The following is a 19,158-nucleotide window of genomic DNA, read 5'->3' on the forward strand; positions in this document are numbered from 1 at the left end:
GCCGCTCGGCACCGGGCCCGTCAGTCCGAAGGCCGGCAGATCGAAGCGCACGACGCGATAGCTCTTGCTCAGAACCTTGACCCAGCCGTCCCAGTCCATGAGGTCGCCACCGGAGCTGTGCACCAGCAGGACGGCCGGACCGGAACCCTGATCCTTGTAGTGCACGCGGATGCCGTCAGCGCCTTCCAGAACGACGAACTTGGAGTGCTCGTCGGCGTACTTCGCGACGACCTCCTCGTAAGTCAGCGTGCCGGCCGAGGGTGGGTCGCAAGGCGACCCACCCTCCGGAGACTGCGCCAGCGCATTGAGCGAAACGACGCAACACAGGCCGAACGCGAGACAAGCTCGCAAGTAGCGCGTGGCGTCGTGGCGCCGCGCGAGCGCATTGCTAAACATGACTTCCACTCCTCCTCAGAACTCGTAAGACATCCGCACGCCGTACTCGCGAGGCTCGATCGGGCCCACAATGGCGCCGATGTGAGTGAAGTCGTTGCCCAGCGGCGCCATGTCGCGGTAATCAACGCCGCGGCGGCCCGTTCTCCATCCTTCCTTGTCGAAGCAGTTCCTGCAGAACAGCTCGACCTTGAACGAATCGCTCACCCGCGTCATGCCGAACCGGGCATTGAAGGTCGTGAAGTCCGGCACGTACGACATGTTCGTCTCATCCGTGAAGGTGTCGCCCGTGTAAACAACGTCGCCGCGCACATACCACTCCCAGTCGGCGTTCAAGTCGGCGGTCCACGTCGCCGATGCTGCAGCCGTTTCCTTCGGCGTGCGCGGCAGGCGATTGTCGTCCGCCTTGTAGTTCGTACCCGCAGGCAGGCTGAAAGTCCTGTTGTAGCGCGAGCTCTGGAAATCGGTGTAGGTTGCGTCCGCATATCCCACGCTCGCGTGCAGATTGAGCTGTGGCACGGGGAACCACTGGGCCTCGAGCTCGAAGCCACTGATTTCCGCCTCGCCAGGCACGCTCACAGATAGCGAAATGACCCTGTTCCGATCCGGGCTTTGGAAAGAGGCCTGCGCCGGCGCCGGGATGTTGGACCACTCCATGTAGTAGGCGGACAGCGAGAACCACGCGTTGATGCTGTCGAGGTTCTGTTTCCAGCCGAGCTCGTAGGCATCCAGCGTCTGCGCGTCGAGCTGGGTGGAGAGGCCCGGGATCATGTCCTCGACGATCACCTTCTCGTTCGGCGTCAGCGCGCGGAAAGCCGCATTGACCTGGCCCGGCAGGACGCCCTCTGAATAGCTCGCGTAGAACGTCCCGCCGTCATAGGGCTTGAACGTCGCCAGCACGCGCGGCAGGAAGTCCTTGTACTCTTCCTTGGGCGCCGTGCTGTAGGGCCCGGGGTACTGGCCAGTCGTCGCCTCGAGCTCGTCGATCTGGTAGCGGCCTTCGAAGGTAAGCGTCAGCCAATCGAAGGCGTCGAACTCGATGGAGCCGAAGACGCCGCGGTTGTCGATCTTGTTGTTGTCGACGGAGCCGCCGTTCGAGCCCAGCAGCGGGCTGCCGAAGGCGTTGGTCAGCACGACGATGCCGCCGTCGAAGTCGCCCCAGCTTTCCTGGGACGTGTAGCTGGCGCCGAGCATTCCGCGCCACCGCCCGCCGGCGTCGTAGTTCAGACGCAGCTCGGCGGAGATCCCCTCCAGATTGAGAAACGCCTTCGTGACGCGTCCCAGCGCGTCGAACATGTCGTCATCGCGAATCTGCGTCACCGCCCGCTCGTTGTAGCCGAAAAGCCCCGACAGCGTCAGCGAGTCGCTCAGGTCATAGGAGGAGGACAGGCTGACGAGCTGATAGATGGACTTCAGTCCGAACTCTTCGAGATGCGGCGTTCCGGTAGCCGGCAGGCCGAACGCGTTTACATGGTCGACGACGCTGCGCGTGTCGATCGGTCCCGCCGACGTCGGCGCCGTATAGAAAGACGTGTTGTTGCTCACGCGAACGAGGGGCACCGCGCCGCAGTGGAGATTCAGCGTCAGGACGCCGGTTTGCGGCCCGTTCGTCGTCTGCACAGGATATTCCGTGCCGACCGGACAGTTGCCATCCAGGTCGTACGACACGAACCCCGTGGCCGCCGGACCATCGTGGTCTTCGCCGTACACATAGTTGAGCTTGACCTTCAGGTCCGCGCTGGGCTTCCAGAGAAGCATGGCGTTCACCTGGTCGGTCGTTTCCTCGCCGAGCTTGCCGCCGTCCGTCGCCGTGAACATGGCGCCGCGGGTCTGAGACGACGCCGAAAGCCGGGCCGACAGAGAGTCGGTCAGCGGCCCCTGAACCATGAGGCCGTACGCGTTCGAACCGAACGTCGGGCTGTATTCGGCCGTCACCCGGCCGCTGAAGTCCGATGATGGTTCAGCCGTAACGTAGTTGATCGCGCCGCCGAACGTGCCGCGTCCGAAGAAGGCGGCCTGGGGACCGCGAATGATCTCGATGCGCTCGACGTCGTTGAACGCGAACGAACCGGCGCCGCCCATTACGCGCACGCCATCGACAAACAACGCGCCTGTCTGGGTCAGGGGGCCGGTCGCTAGCATCTCGAGTCCGCGAAATCGAATTACACTGTTGTAGCGACCGCCCTGAGAGTTGCCGAGCTTCTCGAAAGACACTCCAGAGGAGAAAGCCGCAACGTCCTCGAGGTTGCGAAGATTCGCGGACGCGATCTCGTCCGACGAAAATGCCTGAATCGAGAGTGGCGTCTCGAGCAACGACTCCTCCCGTTTGCGAGCCGTCACGACAACTTCCTCGAGTCCTGCCGCTCTTGCCGAGCGCTCCTGAGCCTGGACGGTGCTCGTCGTCAAGAGCATCGGGACTGCGGCGACTCCAAGCGCCGCGCCGACCAGGGTGGAGCGCACGGCGCGAGACAAGACAATACTGATCATTTTATATGACTCCCCTGGCGCCAGCGGCGCCGTTGACTCTATTGACTCAGATGCCGAGGATGCCTTCCGAGTCTCGGCTACTCGATCGATCGTTGACTTACTTCTATCCACTGCGATTTCTACTCGGTGTACTCGGATGCAAGGAGCCTTCCAGTGCTTCGTAGACCAACACGAAGCGTGCGCTACTTCGTCGACTTCGACGGCGCCGGCTTCTGTGTCCTCGCGTAGTCCTCCAGGCTGGACACGCTTGGCTCCTGCCAGGCCTCAGGCGCGGTCAGGTACAACGGGTAGCGAGTCCTGACACGCTCCGCCACATCCGCAGGTACCGCGTCCAGCCCACGCACGGTTGTGAACATTCCCGTATAAAAGATATGGCCCGGCGCGCCATCCATCAGCATCCACGGCAACCACGGCGTCACTCGAACCCACACGCCGGTGTACGGAATGTGAGTCAACTCCGGATTCTCGATATCCTCGCGGCGGATCACGTATCGGAATATTTCGGACACGCGATTCATGTATCCGGACGATTCGCGCGGCCATTTGTCAGGCGTCAGCACAGCGGGATAGTAGAGATGCACGTCACGCTCGAGCGTGACAGTTCGATCGCCAATCATCCCCCACTTCAGCAGCAGCGGCCTGCGCCGCGTGTTCTGCTCGGGCTTCTCGCTGCCGTGCTTCACCCGCTCGGGCACAAACTCGCTGATGATGAAGTTGTACGGATCATTCGCAACGTCAACGACCTTTACGCGCTCGCCTGTATAGACGTTGGTCCACTCATCGAGCAGCTTCCCGGTCTCGATGTCGCGATAGAAAATCAGCTCGCGGCACATCCGTTGATAGCTCTGGTCCGGCTGTCGCACGACGCGAGTCGAGCTCCAGGTCTCGAATCCGAACAGCGGCCGTACAGCTTCACCGTCGCGTACGCCATGTACGGTTCCGGACAGATAACCATGAACGAACTTCCCTGGCGCAACGTCTGCTTCCAGGCGCGCGACCATCTCGCGGTTCCAGATGGGGTCATTGAACGCCAGCGGGGAGCGCGCAACCAACCTGGTCGCTTCGGTCGCGCCCGCGACGACCGGGAGCGCCATCGAGGACGACAAAGCGCACAGCGCTTGACGCCGAGTGATTTGATTGTCACGACTGTTCATTCGCAAGGCTCGCAGTTTGGAACTCAAAAGAACGGACGGGTTTCCGGGTGCGCGATCGGGCTCGTGTTCACGATCGAACCTGGGTTGAGCATTGACTACGTGTCATGCTCGTGTGCTCCCCTCTTTCGTGCACTTCGCATTCGTGCATTTCGTTCATGCATTCCTTCTTCATGCTTCCCCCCTCTTTCCCGAAACGTCGCCGCATGCGTACGTCGGAAGTGTGCTGGATCGCGACTGCGTCGATACTTCGCATGCTCCATGCGGTATCGCAGACCACCCGCTCGCGAGCGCTACTTAGCTTGTGCAAAGACCTTGCCATCTCACGTGGAGCATCGCTTGCGAAGCTGGTTGACAGAACTGAGCGGGCTGAATATGGCGATGCGCGCCCGATCACATGCTTGATTCCGTAGATTTTCGTTGCCTCGCTTCGCCAAGAGGCGCCGACGCAGCGCGCAGCGCGCAGCGCGCAGCGCGCAGCGCGACCATAGTGGTCGGGTGCATGCAACGAACGCTCCGAAACATTCGTGCGCCACGATGCAACACCATGAAACACGCGGAACTGGAAAGCAGCACGAGCAGGGACTTCCATCCGCAGGTGAACGCGTACAGGGAGAGCACGGATGGCTGCATCCGTCATCGAGGATGTCATGGGATGGATGAGCAAGCGCCAGGGCTTGCAATTGATCAATCTACAGTGCGCGAGGCGGTCAACTCAGAGCGCGCGAGGCGCTGGGCCAGGATGAAAAACACCGTCGGCAGCACCACCACCCCCAGCCCGAGCATCAGCTCGCGACCTTCACTCCAGCGGTCGACGGCGGGAAACGCCAGCTTCGCGATCCCGAAAGCCGCGACTAGCAGGCTCAGTCCACCCACGGCCGCGCCAAGGAGACGCGACGCAATGAGCGCGGTGGCATCGGCGCGGCGGAGAAGGCGTGCGATCCACAGACCGTTGGTGCCATCTGCCAGCCACATCCCCGATGTGAATACGAGACCCAGAAGCACGGCGTCCGACACTCCGTCGAAGCGCTGCGCCGTAAGCGCGAAAAGCGCGGCTAGACTTACGGTATCGAGGGACAGCGCGAACATCATGCCCACGCCGAGGATCAGCAGCGGATGCTCGGTACGCACAATCCGTCCCAGCCAGCGGCCCTTCAATCCGCGAAGTTCCACTGTTTGATGGGCTGGCGTGCGGAGTACGGCGTGGAGATTCATCACGCCGAGCAGCAACATGATGCCGATTGAGATGAATGCGCCGGACAACGACAGCGCATCTGGCGCCCGCCACTGACTGGCAGTCAATGTGGCGACGACTGCGATACCTATCACGATCATTCCATGACCAGCTGAGAACAAGCTGCCGAACCAGCCCGCCAGCTTGGTGCGACGTTGTACACCCCAGCGCGTAAGTCCGTCGATGGTCGCCAGATGATCGGCGTCGAAACCGTGCCTCACGCCGATGAGGAACGCCAGCAGAAAGATGCTGTTCCAGGAGGAGTGGTTCAGAGATTCCAAGTCAGCGCTCCCATCAGGAAAGAGGCCCTCCTTTACCCAGGTGCATCCATGGCCGCCGCTCTCGATCGCGCGCCTCAAAGGCCTCGATCTGGTCCTTGCGCCTCAAGGTCGCCTCCACAGCATCGATCCCTTGAAGCAGCATTTCACGGTCGCCCGGTGCAATGTCAAAGCGGTATTCGGATCCGTCTGGCGCGACAATCACACACCTCTCGAGATCCACGACCAAAGGGCCGCGATCAGCGACATCAGCCAGTCTACGCACCGATCCTTCATCCAGAACGGCCGGCAGCAGGCCGTTTCGGATACAGTTGTTCTGGAAGATGGCGCCAAAGCTCGGGGCAATGATTGCCCGGATCCCGAATTCCGCAAGCGCCCAGACTGCATGCTCGCGTGACGAGCCGCAGCCGAAGTTCGCCCCGGCGATCAGGATGGAAGCTTTCGCAAAATCCTCGTGATTCAGCACGAACGATGGATCAGGCGTGCGTGTATCTGGATTGAGGTAACGCCAACCGGCAAATAGGCCATCGGCCAGCCCGGTCTTGGAGACGTGCTTCATTTCGCGCGACGGAATGATCGCGTCTGTGTCGATATTGGCGCGCAGCAGTGGCGCGGCGACGCCTCGATGAACGACGAACTTTCTCATGAAACCGCGCTCAGCAGACGCCGAGGATCTGTGATGCTGCCTGTCACAGCGCTGGCGGCCACCGTAACGGGGCTCGCAAGATGTGTGCGAGTTTGCGGACCCTGGCGGCTCTCGAAGTTCCGGTTCGTGGTGCTTATGACGCGCTCACGCAGGCCGAAGCTCTCGCCACCAGCGTAGAAGCACATGGAACAGCCAGAGGCGCGCCACTCGAAACCAGCATCCAGGAACACGCGATCGAGCCCCTCGGCCTCGGCGTCGCGTTTGACTGTCATCGAGCCCGGCACGCATATCGCTCTTACGCCCTGTGCGACTTTGCGACCGCGCAGAACTCTGGCAGCAGCCCGCAGATCCGACAAGCGGCTGTTCGTGCATGAGCCGATGAACGCTGCATCGATCGGCGTACCTTCGATTCGCTGGCCAGGCTGCAGATCCATGTAGGTGAGAGCGCGTTCCATCCCCTGACGTGTGGCAGAGTCGCTAGCGGGCGCGGGAACGACATCATCAATACTCACTGCATGCTGCGGATTCACCCCCCACGTGACCATGGGGCCGAGCGCGGATACATCGAAATGAAACTCACGATCGAACACGGCATCATCGTCGCTGCGCAGCGTACGCCAGTGCTCGAGCGCTGCATCCCACATGGCGCCGCGAGGTGCGTATGGACGGCCCGCGAGATATTCGAACGTTACATCGTCCGGCGCCACAATGCCGGTGAATGCGGCGAACTCAACGGCCATGTTGCACAAGGTCAGCCGCGCCTCGATGTCCAGCGCGCGCACTGCATCGCCAGCGAACTCCAATGCGTGGCCCCTACCACCGCCCGCCGTCAAACGTGCGATCAGCCACAGGATGAGATCCTTTGCGGTAACGCCTTCACTGAGCACGCCGTTGAAGACGATGCGCATGGTCTGAGGCCGCTTCACCAGCAACGTCTGCGTGGCCAGCACATGTTCGGCCTCTGAAGATCCTATGCCCCAGGCGAGCGCGCCCAGCGCACCCTGCGTGCACGTGTGGCTGTCCGGGCAAACCACGGTCGCGCCGGGCAACACGATGCCCTGCTCGGGCGATATCACATGCACGATGCCTTGCGCCGGGTCGTCTATGTCGAACAGCCGCAATCTCGCGCGTCGAGCAGCCTCTCGAGTCGTCTGGATGAATGCCTTGCCGCCGGGCATGAGCGTCTCGTCGCTGCGGTTCGGGAAAGTGTCGACGATATGGTCCACTGTACAGAAGACGCGCTCCGGACAGCGCACACGCCGACCATCCTGCTCCAGAGTCTGCAGCGCGATGCCTCCCGTACGCTCGTGCAGGAACACGCGATCGATGTATAGCAGACTCGTCTCGCCATCGACGTCGGCGACGACGTGCTGGCTCCACAACTTGTCGAAGAGCGGGCTCGGCCTGCTCACTGCATATCTTCCAATCGAACGACGCCCTCGGTCGCGAGACGGTTGATCTCGGCGTCCGAATATCCCGCCTGGCGCAGCACCTCGCGGGCGTGCTCGGATTCTCGCGGCACGTCGTGGCGCACGTCGAAGCGCCCGCCCTGCATCTGAATTGGCAGGGCCGGCAATCGGGTTTCCTGGCCAGAGGGTAACCTGAGTCCGACCAGACCGCCCGCTGCGTTCAGATGTGGGTCATCGAAAAGGTCTTCCGGCCTCGCGACCGGTGCAAACGGCAGACCGATGTTCTCGAGCCGGGTCATGAGCTCAGCTTGTCCGAAGCGACGTATCCTGGCTCGGATCGGCTCGATAATGCGCTCGCGCTGCATGACACGATCACCATTCGCCGCTAGTGAACGGTCTGCCAGAAACTCGGGGAACTCGAAGGCCTCGCAGAACTTGCGCCACTGAGAGTCGGTGACCACACCGATGAACACCTGCTGCTCATCGCACGTATCGAAGACATCGTATATCGCCCAGGCGGAACGCCGCACCGTCATCGGCGGTGCGGGCGAGCCCGTCACTGCCAGCTGCGCCATGTGCTGACCAACGAGGAACACGCAGGTCTCGTACAGCGAGGCGCGTACTTCCTGGCCGAGGCCGGTATGCTCACGTTGCCACAGCGCTGCGAGAATTGCGATCACGCCGAACATTCCGCCAGTCACGTCGATCACTGACGCGCCCGCACGCATCGGCTTGCCAGGCAACCCGGTCATGTAGGCCAGACCGCCCATCATCTGCGCCACTTCGTCCAGAGCAGTGCGATGCTCGTAAGGCCCCTGCAGGAAGCCCTTCGCCGAGCAATAGATCAGGCGCGGGTACTTCTTGGACAACGTGGCGTAGTCCCAGCCGCTTTCGCTCATGGCGCCCGGGCGGAAGTTCTCGATGAAGACGTCGGATGCAGCGAGCAGCCGGTCGATCGCTTCCCGACCCGCGGTCGTCTTTGTGTCGATGCACACACTGCGCTTGTTGCGGTTGTACATTGGGAAGTAACCAGCGCCGGAGCCGAGAAGCCGGCGCGTATTGTCACCTTTGAGCGGCTCGACCTTGACCACGTCGGCACCCAAATCGGCGAGGATCAGGCCGATCGTAGGCCCCATAACCATGTGTGTGAACTCAATAACGCGAACGCCATCCAGAGGTCGTTGCGATGCCTTCATGCCAGTTCCTGCGACGTTTCTGCTCAACGGCTGCCCGATGCAACCGTTGCTGGACTTCGAGATTGCAAGATGCTTGCCACTGAACGCCCACAGAGGCGCACGCAGCAATCACGCATTCTGTCGGCGCCTGGGCCTCACGCCGGACCTATATTTCACCCGTTCTGCTCGACGGCGCGACATGCAACATGCGAACGGATTGAAACACGACCGAAACATCTTCACCTCGCGCAGCATCCCGGGTCGCAATCAGTAGCTGCAGGCAGGCGCGGGCCATGGGAGGCGGCGAATGACGGGATGGAACGGATCGTGCACACTGTCAACTTCGCCATGACATACAACATCCGCGCGATCGATACGGTCGTCAATATCTGGACCAGCGAGGCTCTCGCCAACCGCCCGCCTCGCAAGCAGTTCTACGTCGACAAGATGAACGTCGGCCAATCGACGTTCGACGGCGTCAGTCTCGAGGAAATGATCAGTCGCATGGATGCAGCTGGCATCGAACGCTCGTTTCTGATCGCCGCCAAGGTGGGCGTCAGTTATCACCCGGCTTGCTACCACGTGCCATACCGGCTGGTTGTGGACGCCGTGCAGAAATACCCCGAGCGGTTCTCTGGGCTTGCAGGGATCGACCCGACCGAGGGTATGGATGGCGTGCGAGAGCTTCAGATGCTGGTTCGCGAGTACGGTTTCATCGGCGCACACACCTACCCGCACTGGTTCGAACTGGCGCCCGATCACGCGCGCTACTACCCCTTTTACGCCAAGTGCGTCGAGCTTGACGTACCGATCCAGCTGCAGGTCGGGCAATCGATGGTGTACGACGCCCGGTATCCGCGTCGCAGTGTCGGACGGCCGATCACGCTGGATGCAGTGGCCTGTGACTTTCCCGAGCTCAAGCTGATCGGCATCCACGTGGGCATTCCATGGGCCGACGAAATGATCGCGATGGCCTGGAAACATGCGAACGTGTACATCGGGTGCGACGCGCACCGGCCCATCTACTGGCCCGAGTCGTTCGTCAGGTACATCAACAGCTATGGACAGGACAAGGTCCTTTTCGGCACCGACTTCCCCGTGCTGCCGTTCGAACAGACGCGCGTTGACATCGAGAAGCTGGGCCTGAAACCCGAAGTGCTTCGCAAATTGCTGCGCGATAATGCGTCGCGAGTGTATCGGATATAAGAAGAAGCGGTTGGCAAGCGAGCCCGGCCTCTACCTGTAGGCCGGACCCCATCGTCAAATTCGCGAAGTCGGGTCAGGAAACGGCGCTGGGCTGAAAGCCCAGCGGCAGTCCGGCGTCCGGCACAAAGCCGTAGAGCGACTCATCCGGCAGACCCTCGCGCAGCACGGCCCGGGCTTGGAGCAGTCGCTCGAGATCCACGCCCGTGTGGAGCCCCATGGCCTCGACCATGAATACCAGATCCTCGGTCACGATGTTGCCGCTCGCGCCCGGTGCGAACGGACAGCCGCCGATACCGCCCATCGAAGCATCGAGCGTGCGCAGGCCGACGTCCAACGCAGCCAGCGCGTTGGCAAGGCCCAGCCCTCGAGTATTGTGCAGGTGAATGCCGGTAAGACGATCTTCCCCCACCGCGGACCATACTGCTCGCGTGAGCCGGCGCACCTGCGCCGGGTTGGCATAGCCGGCGGTATCGGAGAGACCTACCTCATCACAACCGGCCTCGATCAACGCCTCGGCCAACGCGACGACCTTCGTCTCCGGCACAACGCCTTCCAGCGTGCACCCGAACGCCGTCGACAGCCCGCCCTCGAAATGCGGCCGCTGTTCCTGCGGCAGACTGCTGATCAGCGCAGCTATGCCGCGAACTTCATCGAGCATCTGCGCATGAGTACGCCGCACGTTTTTCAGGCTATGCGTTTCGCTGCACGATAGCGGAATCGTGATCTTGTGGGCGCCACACTCGATCGCGCGCTGAGCGCCCTTTAGATTGGGGACGAGTACCGCCACCGTGAGGCCAGCGATGCCACGCGCATGGCGTACGAGCTCTGCCGTGTCCGCCAGCTGCGGCAGCACACTGGCGGGCACGAAGGAGCCGACCTCGATCTCCGGCACGCCGGCCGACGCGAGGGCGGTGATCCATGCTTTCTTCGCGTCCGTTGGCAGGATCGTGCGGATGCTCTGCAGTCCGTCGCGTGGGCCTACTTCGCTGATCCAGACCTGCCGCGCTGCATGCGGCATGCTCATCGAGATTCCGGCCGGTGCAAGTACTGACCGCGAGGCGCACCGAGCACCTGCCCGTTCTCGTAGATCTTCATGCCGCGCAGGAAGGTGGCGTCGACGCGCGCCGACATCTCCAATCCTTCAAAAGGCGTGTAGCCCTGCGTGGACGGCGATTCGCTGGCGCGAATCGTCCAACTCGCGGCTGGATCGACGATTGCGATATCGGCATCGAAACCTTCGGCGATGTCGCCCTTGCGGTTCAAACCATAGCGCTGCGCTGGATTCCAGCTGGTCACGCGCGCCATGTGGTTGTAGCTCATGCCGCGCCGACTCCCTTCGCTGACCAGCGCCGGCAGCAGGTATTCGGTGCCGCCGAACCCGCTCTTCGCCATCCAGATATCACCGCGATGCTCCTTCGGGGTCTTCACCTCGTGACGGCAGCACGCATGGTCGCTGCACACCCAGTCCAGCTTGCTTTCGAGCAGCATCTCCCACAGGTATTCGACATCTTCGCGCGGGCGTATAGGCGGATTGACCTTGGCGAGTTCCGCGGCTTTCGAGTCGATGTCGAGCATCAGATGGCCGATCGTCACCTCGCGACGGAAATCGATGTGCGGAAAGACCTCGCTCATCATCAGCGCCGCCTGCACCGCCTTGCGAGAGGTCAGGTGCAGCAGATTGATGTTCGGCAGCGCCGTCTCGTTGGCGAGATACGATGCGATGAAGACCGCCAGGCCTTCGGAATGCGGCGGGCGCGAAGCGTGGTAGGCGGGCAGACCTTTCAGTGACTTGTCCTTTTCGACCAGCTTTGTATAAGCGGTCATCACCTCGGCAGTCTCGCAATGCAGGGATAGCGAGATCTGGCTTGCCTTGTCGGGCATGCGTTCGCGCGCGGCTTGCACGCCACGCATCACGAACTCGAAGTGGCCGTAATCGTAGCGATCGTCCTCGCCGATCATGAGGAAGTCCTTCTGCGAGCTGCTCTTGCCGTGCAGGCCGTGACTGCCGTAGAACATGAAGATCTTGAAGCTGGCGACGCCGAACTCTTCTACCAGCATCGGGATCTCCGCGATGTGCCTGGCGTCCATGGGCGCCAGGTGGTAGCCATAATCGACGTGGAATTTCCCCTTGGAGATATCCAGCACTTCCGGGAAGAACTCTCGGTACGGGCCGCCCTTGTTTAGATAGTATTGACCGGTGCGGAAGTAGTTGAGTGAGCTGGTCACGCCGCCCATGGCTGCCGCCCTGCTTTCGGAAACAGCATCCTCGGCGAGCGGCGCATAAATGCCCGAGTGCATGTGCGCATCGACCACGCCCGGAAAGGCAAGGCGACCGCGGCCGTCGTACACCTCCTTCGCCTGCGCCGCATCGATCGCGGGCGCCACCTTGACGATGCGCTCGTCCTTGATTGCTATGTCGGCTGTGTGCACGACTGCGCCCTTGGGACGAACCACGCCAACGTTCTTTATCAGCAGGTCGTATGCTGGCGTGTCGGTTCTCTTGCTCATATTCATTCAGGTCTCCTGTGCCCTCGCGGCTGCGAACCGCCACGGCGAGGGCACGCCGTAGTTGATGATGAACGCCTCGATGGTCATGTAGGTGGACCTCGGTGCGTCCAGGCAGGCTTCGGTGAGCCGTCAGCGATCGCGCACCAGCTCGACCAGCTCGTAGTGCGTCTGCATATAGCCGCCAACGCCGCCTTTCAAAAAGATGTAGTCCCCATCATCGGTACACCAGACATCGTACGGCGGATGTTCCGCAGGCAACTGTCCGGCGGTATCGACATAGCGGAAGTGCAGCGCATCGAAGCTGCCGGCGGGCACCGTGACACGGTCACGGCCGACAAACTCGAGTCCGAAACCCAAGCTGAACAGCATCGGTCCAGTGGCGCCGCGGTGATCTGGCGAGGTCAGCATCAGGTTCGGAAAAAAGCGCTTGCCAGGTCCGTCCGCCAGGTCGTAGATGCGCAGGCAAAGTGCGTCACCGCAGATTGGATGGGAGCCCAGCCAGCGCACGGGCTCGGACGTGTCGATGCGCTGACTGATGCGCCCATCACGCTGATTGACTGTCTGGCATTCGGCGTAAGTGGGCCTGAAATGCATCAGCCCGACGCCTTCATGCCTGTCCCCTACCGTCAGGCGTACCGAGCAGTCGATGGGGCGCCACTGTTCATCCAGCGCCATCACGACGTCGCGAATCACATTCGGCTCGTCGTCGATCTCGCAGTGGGCGTGCACGAGACGCACGCCGTCGGCCTGGTCCGTGATGATGAAGTACTCGCGGCCGCGCTCCTCGCCCAGCCGCTCTGGCTTCGCGCTGGTGTAACGAATGGTGCCACGAAGGGTTCGATGTTTTTTCATGCAGAGATCTCGGCAATCACTTTCGGCTTCACATCCTCACTGCGGCAGGTGCAAACCCAGCGCGGCGTTGAGCAGCAGCGCGCTCCAGATAAGAAACACATAGGGCCGGCGGTGGGCTGAGGATCGCTCCAGCACGCCGGCTCATTGTGGCCGTACCGACGCAGCGACGCTGCCCGATCAGAACGGCTTGGTTGCACCGAAGAACGCCGTCGTACCGATCAGTATCCAGTACAAAATGGCGATGCCGCGCCCGAAGCGGATCGAGCGCTCCAGGCGGCTCTCCACCGCAGCGTCCGGCCCCACAGCGAGCAGGCGAAACATCTCGGTCCATTCCCGCATGATGAAGCGCAGCTTCAGTCCGATCACCAGCGTCAGCGAATAGGCCAGCACTTTGGCTGAGAACCATTTCTGGCCGGGCTCCGCGGCGAACGGTCCGTTCCCGAGCAGCGAGGCGAGCGCAGAGATGAATAGCACCGGGATCACGACAAAGCGAATGGCTTCGTCGATCTTCGTCAGTCGCAATCCCTTGTCGGTGTCCCGATAGACGAAGGCCGACCAGCACAGGATCAGCCAGGCGACGGTGAGAATCCACACGGCTACGAGCGCCGCGCCGCCCCACGGCTGCACGCCCCATAGATAGCCCATGTGCAACCCAAGTGGCAGCAGCAGGATGATGCCGGTGCGCGCCAATATATCGATGCGGTAGGCCGTCTCCATATGGCGCCGTCGCTCCTCCAGCGACAGTTTGCGATTGATGACGTTGAAGGAGGTCTGAAAAACGCCCCATTCGCCGCCAAGCCAGTACACCATCGCAATAATATGCAGCCAGCGTAAGACGTGCAGTTCCTGGATCATCATACTTGCTCTCTCTATCTCTCTTTCGTTCGTTCTGCATCAGTGAGGGCGCAGTTCGCCGCCCCTGGCCGCTCAGTGCTCGTGGTCGTGGTCGTGGCTATGATCATTGCCATGATGGTGATGACCGTGCTCACCATGACTGTGGCTGAACGCCTTCTTCGGATCAGGCTCATCTGACTTGTGCACGCCCCCCACACGCGGCATGGTCTTCTCGAAGTCCTCCGGTCCGTGCGGGTGGTTGTGTCCATGTTGCACTATCCATTGATACAGATGCGGGTCGCGCTGCGCCGTGCGCGCTACTGCGCGCATCTGATTTTCCTCAACAGTGCTCCATGGGTTGTAGTGGAAGTGATTGAACAGCTTCGAATCCGTGCGGCCGATCGCGATACAGCCGTGCTCACTGGCGAACGCGCCATGATTCACGTAGGCCGGGCGCCAGAAGTAACCGCCAGTGGGCACATCACCGAACTGCATGATCCACGACGTACCCCAGAGGTGATACGACTCCTCTGCGCAGTCATGGTACGAGATGTTGTCCTGCCAATAGTGCGGGGTCATGCAGTACAGAAAGGTCAACGCGTGCGTGCGATCATTGAAGTTGAGCAACTTGATCAGGCAGCCGCTGGCGACCGTCGGTCTGGTGACGTTGCCGACCGCCCATGGGATATCGTTGTAGGCGTCCGTCTCGTGGTAACGATCGACGCGACACAGAGGATGATGCGTATCGGACTCGACCAGGCTGGGCTCGCCGGTGTTGTACATCATCAGCAGCAGGCAGCCGCGCGCACTCGCGATTGCCGGTTGTGAGTACCCGGCCGGAAAGAACCAGTAGTGGCCTTTGCCAACCGTCTTGTCGCCGATCTGCAGCTCGCCCTCCATCACCAGCACTTCCAGTTCGGACCAGCTGAAGCCCGGCTTCTGCTTGTAGCCACCGTCAAGCTGCACAGTCATCGTGCAGGCGCCGGTGTCAGTGTCGAGGCTCAGCATCTTGTAGTGCATGCCTCTACCGAAGCCCTTGAGCTTCATCGGCTTGAACGGAACGTCGCGATCGCAGAATGGTTCGATGTGGGGGCGTGCCATGACGTTGTACCTTGAAACTGGTGAAATGGATTGCGGCGATCAGTACACGACCTTGTGTGGGCGGTCGGGTCGCAACGGAATGTCTTCAGGGGGGATCTTCACGCGCTGGTCTCCGTCGACGTTGAAGCCGCGCGTCTGAATACGTTGCAGAAATTCTGCATACCAGCGCTCGCGCGTTGGCTCGAGCGCGTCCATCGCGCGCACGATTTCTTCATACCGCTTCTTCTGTTCTTCGATTTCCTCCGCCAGCCACCGCTCCTCTTCCTCGCGGCGCTCATGCGGGATGAACAAATTCTGAAAAGTCATATCGATTTCTCCGGAATGTCGCGAGACGACGCCCTGTGTTGACCGGTCCCTCAGATCTTGCGGCTCTGATCCTGCCAATAGGATTCGCGCAACTGCCGCCGCAGGATCTTGCCAGTCAGGTTACGCGGCAGCACGTCGATGAAGTCGATCGATTTCGGCTTCTTGTAGCCGGCGAGGTGACCATCGCAGTGGCGGATCAGTTCTTCGGCCGTCGCGGATTGGCCGGTCTTGAGGACGACGACCGCTTTGATCGATTCGCCCCACTCAGCCGACGGCACACCGATGACTGCGACCTCATATACCGCCGGATGCTGCTGGAGCACGCGCTCGACTTCCGAGGGGTACACGTTGTATGCGCCGGTGACGATCATGTCGTTCTTGCGATCGACGAGATAAAAATAGCCGTCCTCGTCGCGACGCGCCATGTCGCCGGTGAACACCCAGCCGTCGCGGATTGCCTTGGCGGTAGCGTCCGGGTTGTGCCAGAAGCTGCGGATGTTGGCCTCGCTGCGCACGCCGATCTCGCCGACCTCACCGGGCGGAAGCTCGCGTCCTTCCGAATCGAAGATTGCCACTTCGACTCCGGTCTGCGGCCGGCCGCAGGACAACAGTAGATGCTCGAAAGCGGGGTTCTCGAGCGCCAGATCGTGATCCTCCGGCTCGAGAACCGTGCCTGCGACGCCTGTCTCAGTCGACGCGAAAGTCTGCCGGAACCGACAACGCGGCAACCGGCGCTTGGCCTCGCGCAGCACCGGTGCAGGCATCGGGGAGCCGCCGTAAAGAATGGTGTTCAGACAGCTCAAGTCGTACCGTTCGAAGTCTTCCCGCGCCAGCAATCGCTGAATCGTCGTCGGCACGAGATTGGTAAACGTGATGCGCTCGCGCTCGAGAGTACGCAGCACGGTCTCCGCCTCGAAGTTGACGATCACGCTTGTCGAGCCCACGTAGACCGAGCAAATGATCCCCGCGATGCCCGCGGCCGAATACAGGGGCGATGGCAGCATTACCCGATGAGTGCTGCGACTGCCGATCGCATGCACGTGCACGAACATGCCGAGCAGCGTGCCGCCGTGCGTGTAGACGGCGCCTTTGGGGAAGCCCGTGGTGCCGCTGGTATAGAGCAGCATCGCGGGCTCGTCGGCGGCCAACGGCGGTTGGAGCTCCGGCTCGGTTGCGTCAGCCTGAGCGAGCAAGGCCTCATATCCGAACACATCGGATGCACCAGCATCGATATCGATAATAAACCGGCAGCTTCGCGCTTCGACTTGCGCCTTACGCGCGTTCGTCAGCTCCGTCTGCGCGGTAATCAGACCGACTGCATTGGCGTCATTGAGAATGTACGCGGCTTCGGGCGGCGACAATCGGCTGTTCACCGGTACCGCCACTGCGCCGATCTTCGTAATTGCGAATAAGGCTTCGACCCACTGATGGCTGTTGCGCGCATAGATGCCGACCCGGTCGCCACGACGCACGCCCAATGCGCGCAAGGAGTTGGCGAAACGGCAGCTGCGCTCGTCGACCTCAGCCCACGTAAGACGGGTGTTCTCGAACACCAGCCCGAGCTTCTTGGGCGACACGCGTGCATTGCGGGTGAGCAAATCGCCCAGGCCGGTGAGGCCGCCAAAAATCCCGGGCCCGCCGCTCACAATGCCTTCCTCGTACCTTGAATTCATGGCGGCCTTCAGAGACCGGCCCTGGCCGCTTTCATCCACTTGGTGAAGACGGGCGGCTTGGGCGGGTCAAGGTGTGTTTCTTCCTTGCAGCGCGCGCGGAGCTCCTCGACAGAGCCGCCGCGATCGAACAGTTGTAGCGGTGGGCGTTGCGCCTCGATCCGTGCGCGCAGCGCTTCGGTGGCTGCAGCATCGACGCTGAAATCTTCGTTGATGACGACGCCATAGCGTCGTGCGCCCTCGCGAGTGACCAGACCGCGTCGGCAGTCGAGCGCCACCAGATCTGCGGGCCGCTTGAGCGGGTCGCCCCAGCCGCCGCCGCCCCACGTGTTGAAGTACAAGATGTCGCCTTCAAATACCTTGACGCGATCGCACTTGGCCGGCAGCCACTCAATCGTGCCGTCCTTGCGCACCAGACGCTTGCTGCTGCGCGAGCCTGGTTGCCCGCCGTTCACGCCCCAGGGATGCGTCAGCCAGCGATCGTCGTGAACCGAGATCTCGCCATCGGCCAGGAACTCGTAGCCCGTACACACGCCGTTACCGCCACGATGCAGACCGGCGCCGCCTGAATCCGGAATCGACGAATACTCAACGATACGCAGCGGGAAATAGCTCTCCAGAAATTCGTTGGGTACGTTGGTGAACGAGGGCCACAGCGAATGCCCATCTGGCCCGTCGCCCACCGGGCGCCCGGGAATGCCGCCGAAGCCGATCTGAAATAGCTGATACCACTCACCTTTGGCGTCATAGCCGGAATACATCAGGTGCGGGCTGTCCGAGAAACCGGCGGCGTTCAGCGCCTCGGGCGCGCCCTGTCCCAGCAGGCCGCCCATGACGTCGAAAATGCGGCCCAGCAGATGCGTGCGGCACGACAGCGCTGCCGGACGCCTGGGCTTGAGGATGGTCGCTTCGGGGATGCGCACCTCGACCAGATCGTAGAAACCATCATTGAACAGGATTTGCGGATCGAACAGGTTGATGAAGAACGAGCCGAGAAACATCTTGAACATCTCTTCGTTCAAGAGGAAATTCACCGAGCTGATCGATTGCGGATCGGTGCCCGTGAAATCGAAGATCGCCTTCTCGCCTTCGCGCCACATGGCGCATGCGAGCTTGTAGGGCCCCATTCCGACGCCGTCGTCGTCGACGTAATCCTCGAACGACTGCTTCCTTTCCGGAATCACCATCTGGATGATGGATCGCATCGCGCGGCGGTTTCGATCGAGCATCTCGGACATTGCTGCAATGTACTCATCCACGCCAAAGCGGTCGATGATCTCGTGAACGCGCCTCTCGGCCAGGCGTAGCGCGGCGACGATCGCATCGAGATCTGCGCGGTTCCAGTGCGGCATGCGGCAGTTACGCAGGAGCAGCGAGTGGATCTCGCTGTTCAGCTCGCCCTTGCGAAAGATTTTCACCGGCGGAATCTGCAGTCCTTCCTCGAAGATTTGCGCGGCGTCGGTAGGGAGACTACCGGGCACCTTGCCGCCGATGTCGGTCATGTGACCGAACATCGCGGCCCAGCTGACCACGCGCCCCTCGCGATAGATTGGCATCAAGGTCAGCCAGTCGTTCAGATGGCTGACCGCGCCGTTGCATGAATAAGGGTCGTTGGTGAGGAAGATGTCGCCCTCCTCGATCATGCCGTCGTAGCCCTCGATAAAGCCATGGATGAACGAGCCGAACTGGCCGACGACCATCTTGCCAGTGTTACTGGCGATCATGGGGAAAGCGTCGTGCTGCTCGCGGATGCCGGGAGACATCGCTGTGCGAAACAGAACCGCGTCCATCTCACTGCGAGCGTTGCGAAGCGCATTCTCGATGATGTCGAGCGTGATCGAATCGAGTGCGACCGCCTGGAACGGCTGCGCATTGGGCTGGATGATCTTGGCGGGCATGAAGCGATTA

The 19,158-nt window shown here is 61.6% G+C and carries 16 protein-coding genes; 1 reads left to right on the forward strand and 15 read right to left on the reverse strand.

Annotation, left to right across the window (positions count from 1 at the left end):
* The 7 genes from VGE08_RS15045 to VGE08_RS15075 all read right to left on the reverse strand — a co-directional run.
* The coding region (locus tag VGE08_RS15045; RefSeq protein WP_414717497.1) for an alpha/beta fold hydrolase at positions 1–396 on the reverse strand (396 nt) is incomplete at its 3' end.
* Between the two features lie 15 nt (positions 397–411).
* The gene (locus VGE08_RS15050; protein WP_331068726.1) at positions 412–2,880 is read right to left on the reverse strand and encodes a TonB-dependent receptor; all 2,469 of its coding nucleotides are present in this window, start codon (positions 2,878–2,880) and stop codon (positions 412–414) included.
* Between the two features lie 182 nt (positions 2,881–3,062).
* Positions 3,063–4,034: a DUF1838 family protein gene (locus VGE08_RS15055; RefSeq protein ID WP_331068727.1), complete on the reverse strand. Its 972-nt coding sequence runs from the start codon at positions 4,032–4,034 to the stop codon at positions 3,063–3,065.
* A 684-nt stretch (positions 4,035–4,718) separates the two neighbouring features.
* Entirely contained in the window at positions 4,719–5,546 is an 828-nt protein-coding gene (locus VGE08_RS15060; RefSeq protein ID WP_331068728.1) for a nickel transporter, read from the reverse strand.
* A 13-nt stretch (positions 5,547–5,559) separates the two neighbouring features.
* Positions 5,560–6,189, reverse strand: a complete 630-nt coding sequence (leuD, locus tag VGE08_RS15065; RefSeq protein WP_331068729.1) for a 3-isopropylmalate dehydratase small subunit — start codon at positions 6,187–6,189, stop codon at positions 5,560–5,562.
* Positions 6,186–7,601 (reverse strand): 3-isopropylmalate dehydratase large subunit, encoded by a 1,416-nt coding sequence (gene leuC, locus VGE08_RS15070; RefSeq protein WP_331068730.1) that lies wholly within the window; start codon positions 7,599–7,601, stop codon positions 6,186–6,188. The genes leuD and leuC overlap by 4 nt, the downstream gene beginning before the upstream one ends.
* Positions 7,598–8,794 (reverse strand): CaiB/BaiF CoA-transferase family protein, encoded by a 1,197-nt coding sequence (locus tag VGE08_RS15075; protein WP_331068731.1) that lies wholly within the window; start codon positions 8,792–8,794, stop codon positions 7,598–7,600. Before VGE08_RS15075 ends, leuC begins: the two co-directional genes overlap by 4 nt.
* Before the next feature lie 306 nt (positions 8,795–9,100).
* Between VGE08_RS15075 and VGE08_RS15080 the strand changes: the two genes are divergently transcribed.
* Complete coding sequence (locus VGE08_RS15080) at positions 9,101–9,979, forward strand: amidohydrolase family protein (protein WP_331068732.1); 879 nt, start codon at positions 9,101–9,103, stop codon at positions 9,977–9,979.
* Between the two features lie 73 nt (positions 9,980–10,052).
* On the opposite strand, the gene VGE08_RS15085 is transcribed toward VGE08_RS15080, so the two are convergent.
* The 8 genes from VGE08_RS15085 to VGE08_RS15120 form a co-directional block, all read right to left on the reverse strand.
* Positions 10,053–11,003: a hydroxymethylglutaryl-CoA lyase gene (locus tag VGE08_RS15085; protein ID WP_331068733.1), complete on the reverse strand. Its 951-nt coding sequence runs from the start codon at positions 11,001–11,003 to the stop codon at positions 10,053–10,055.
* Positions 11,000–12,487, reverse strand: a complete 1,488-nt coding sequence (locus VGE08_RS15090; protein ID WP_331068734.1) for a dihydroorotase family protein — start codon at positions 12,485–12,487, stop codon at positions 11,000–11,002. Before VGE08_RS15090 ends, VGE08_RS15085 begins: the two co-directional genes overlap by 4 nt.
* A gap of 129 nt (positions 12,488–12,616) precedes the next feature.
* On the reverse strand, positions 12,617–13,339 hold the full coding sequence (locus VGE08_RS15095) for a hypothetical protein (RefSeq protein ID WP_331068735.1): 723 nt from the start codon (positions 13,337–13,339) through the stop codon (positions 12,617–12,619).
* A 177-nt stretch (positions 13,340–13,516) separates the two neighbouring features.
* Entirely contained in the window at positions 13,517–14,197 is a 681-nt protein-coding gene (locus tag VGE08_RS15100; RefSeq protein WP_331068736.1) for a hypothetical protein, read from the reverse strand.
* Positions 14,198–14,266: 69 nt separating this feature from the next.
* Positions 14,267–15,274 (reverse strand): DUF4437 domain-containing protein, encoded by a 1,008-nt coding sequence (locus VGE08_RS15105; protein WP_331068737.1) that lies wholly within the window; start codon positions 15,272–15,274, stop codon positions 14,267–14,269.
* 39 nt (positions 15,275–15,313) lie between these two features.
* Complete coding sequence (locus tag VGE08_RS15110) at positions 15,314–15,580, reverse strand: hypothetical protein (protein WP_331068738.1); 267 nt, start codon at positions 15,578–15,580, stop codon at positions 15,314–15,316.
* A gap of 50 nt (positions 15,581–15,630) precedes the next feature.
* On the reverse strand, positions 15,631–17,253 hold the full coding sequence (locus VGE08_RS15115; RefSeq protein ID WP_331068739.1) for a long-chain-fatty-acid--CoA ligase: 1,623 nt from the start codon (positions 17,251–17,253) through the stop codon (positions 15,631–15,633).
* Between the two features lie 8 nt (positions 17,254–17,261).
* Positions 17,262–19,148, reverse strand: a complete 1,887-nt coding sequence (locus VGE08_RS15120) for a hydantoinase B/oxoprolinase family protein (protein ID WP_331068740.1) — start codon at positions 19,146–19,148, stop codon at positions 17,262–17,264.
* Positions 19,149–19,158: the final 10 nt, after the last annotated feature.

The sequence above is a fragment of the Steroidobacter sp. genome (assembly GCF_036406195.1).
Classification (GTDB): domain Bacteria; phylum Pseudomonadota; class Gammaproteobacteria; order Steroidobacterales; family Steroidobacteraceae; genus Steroidobacter.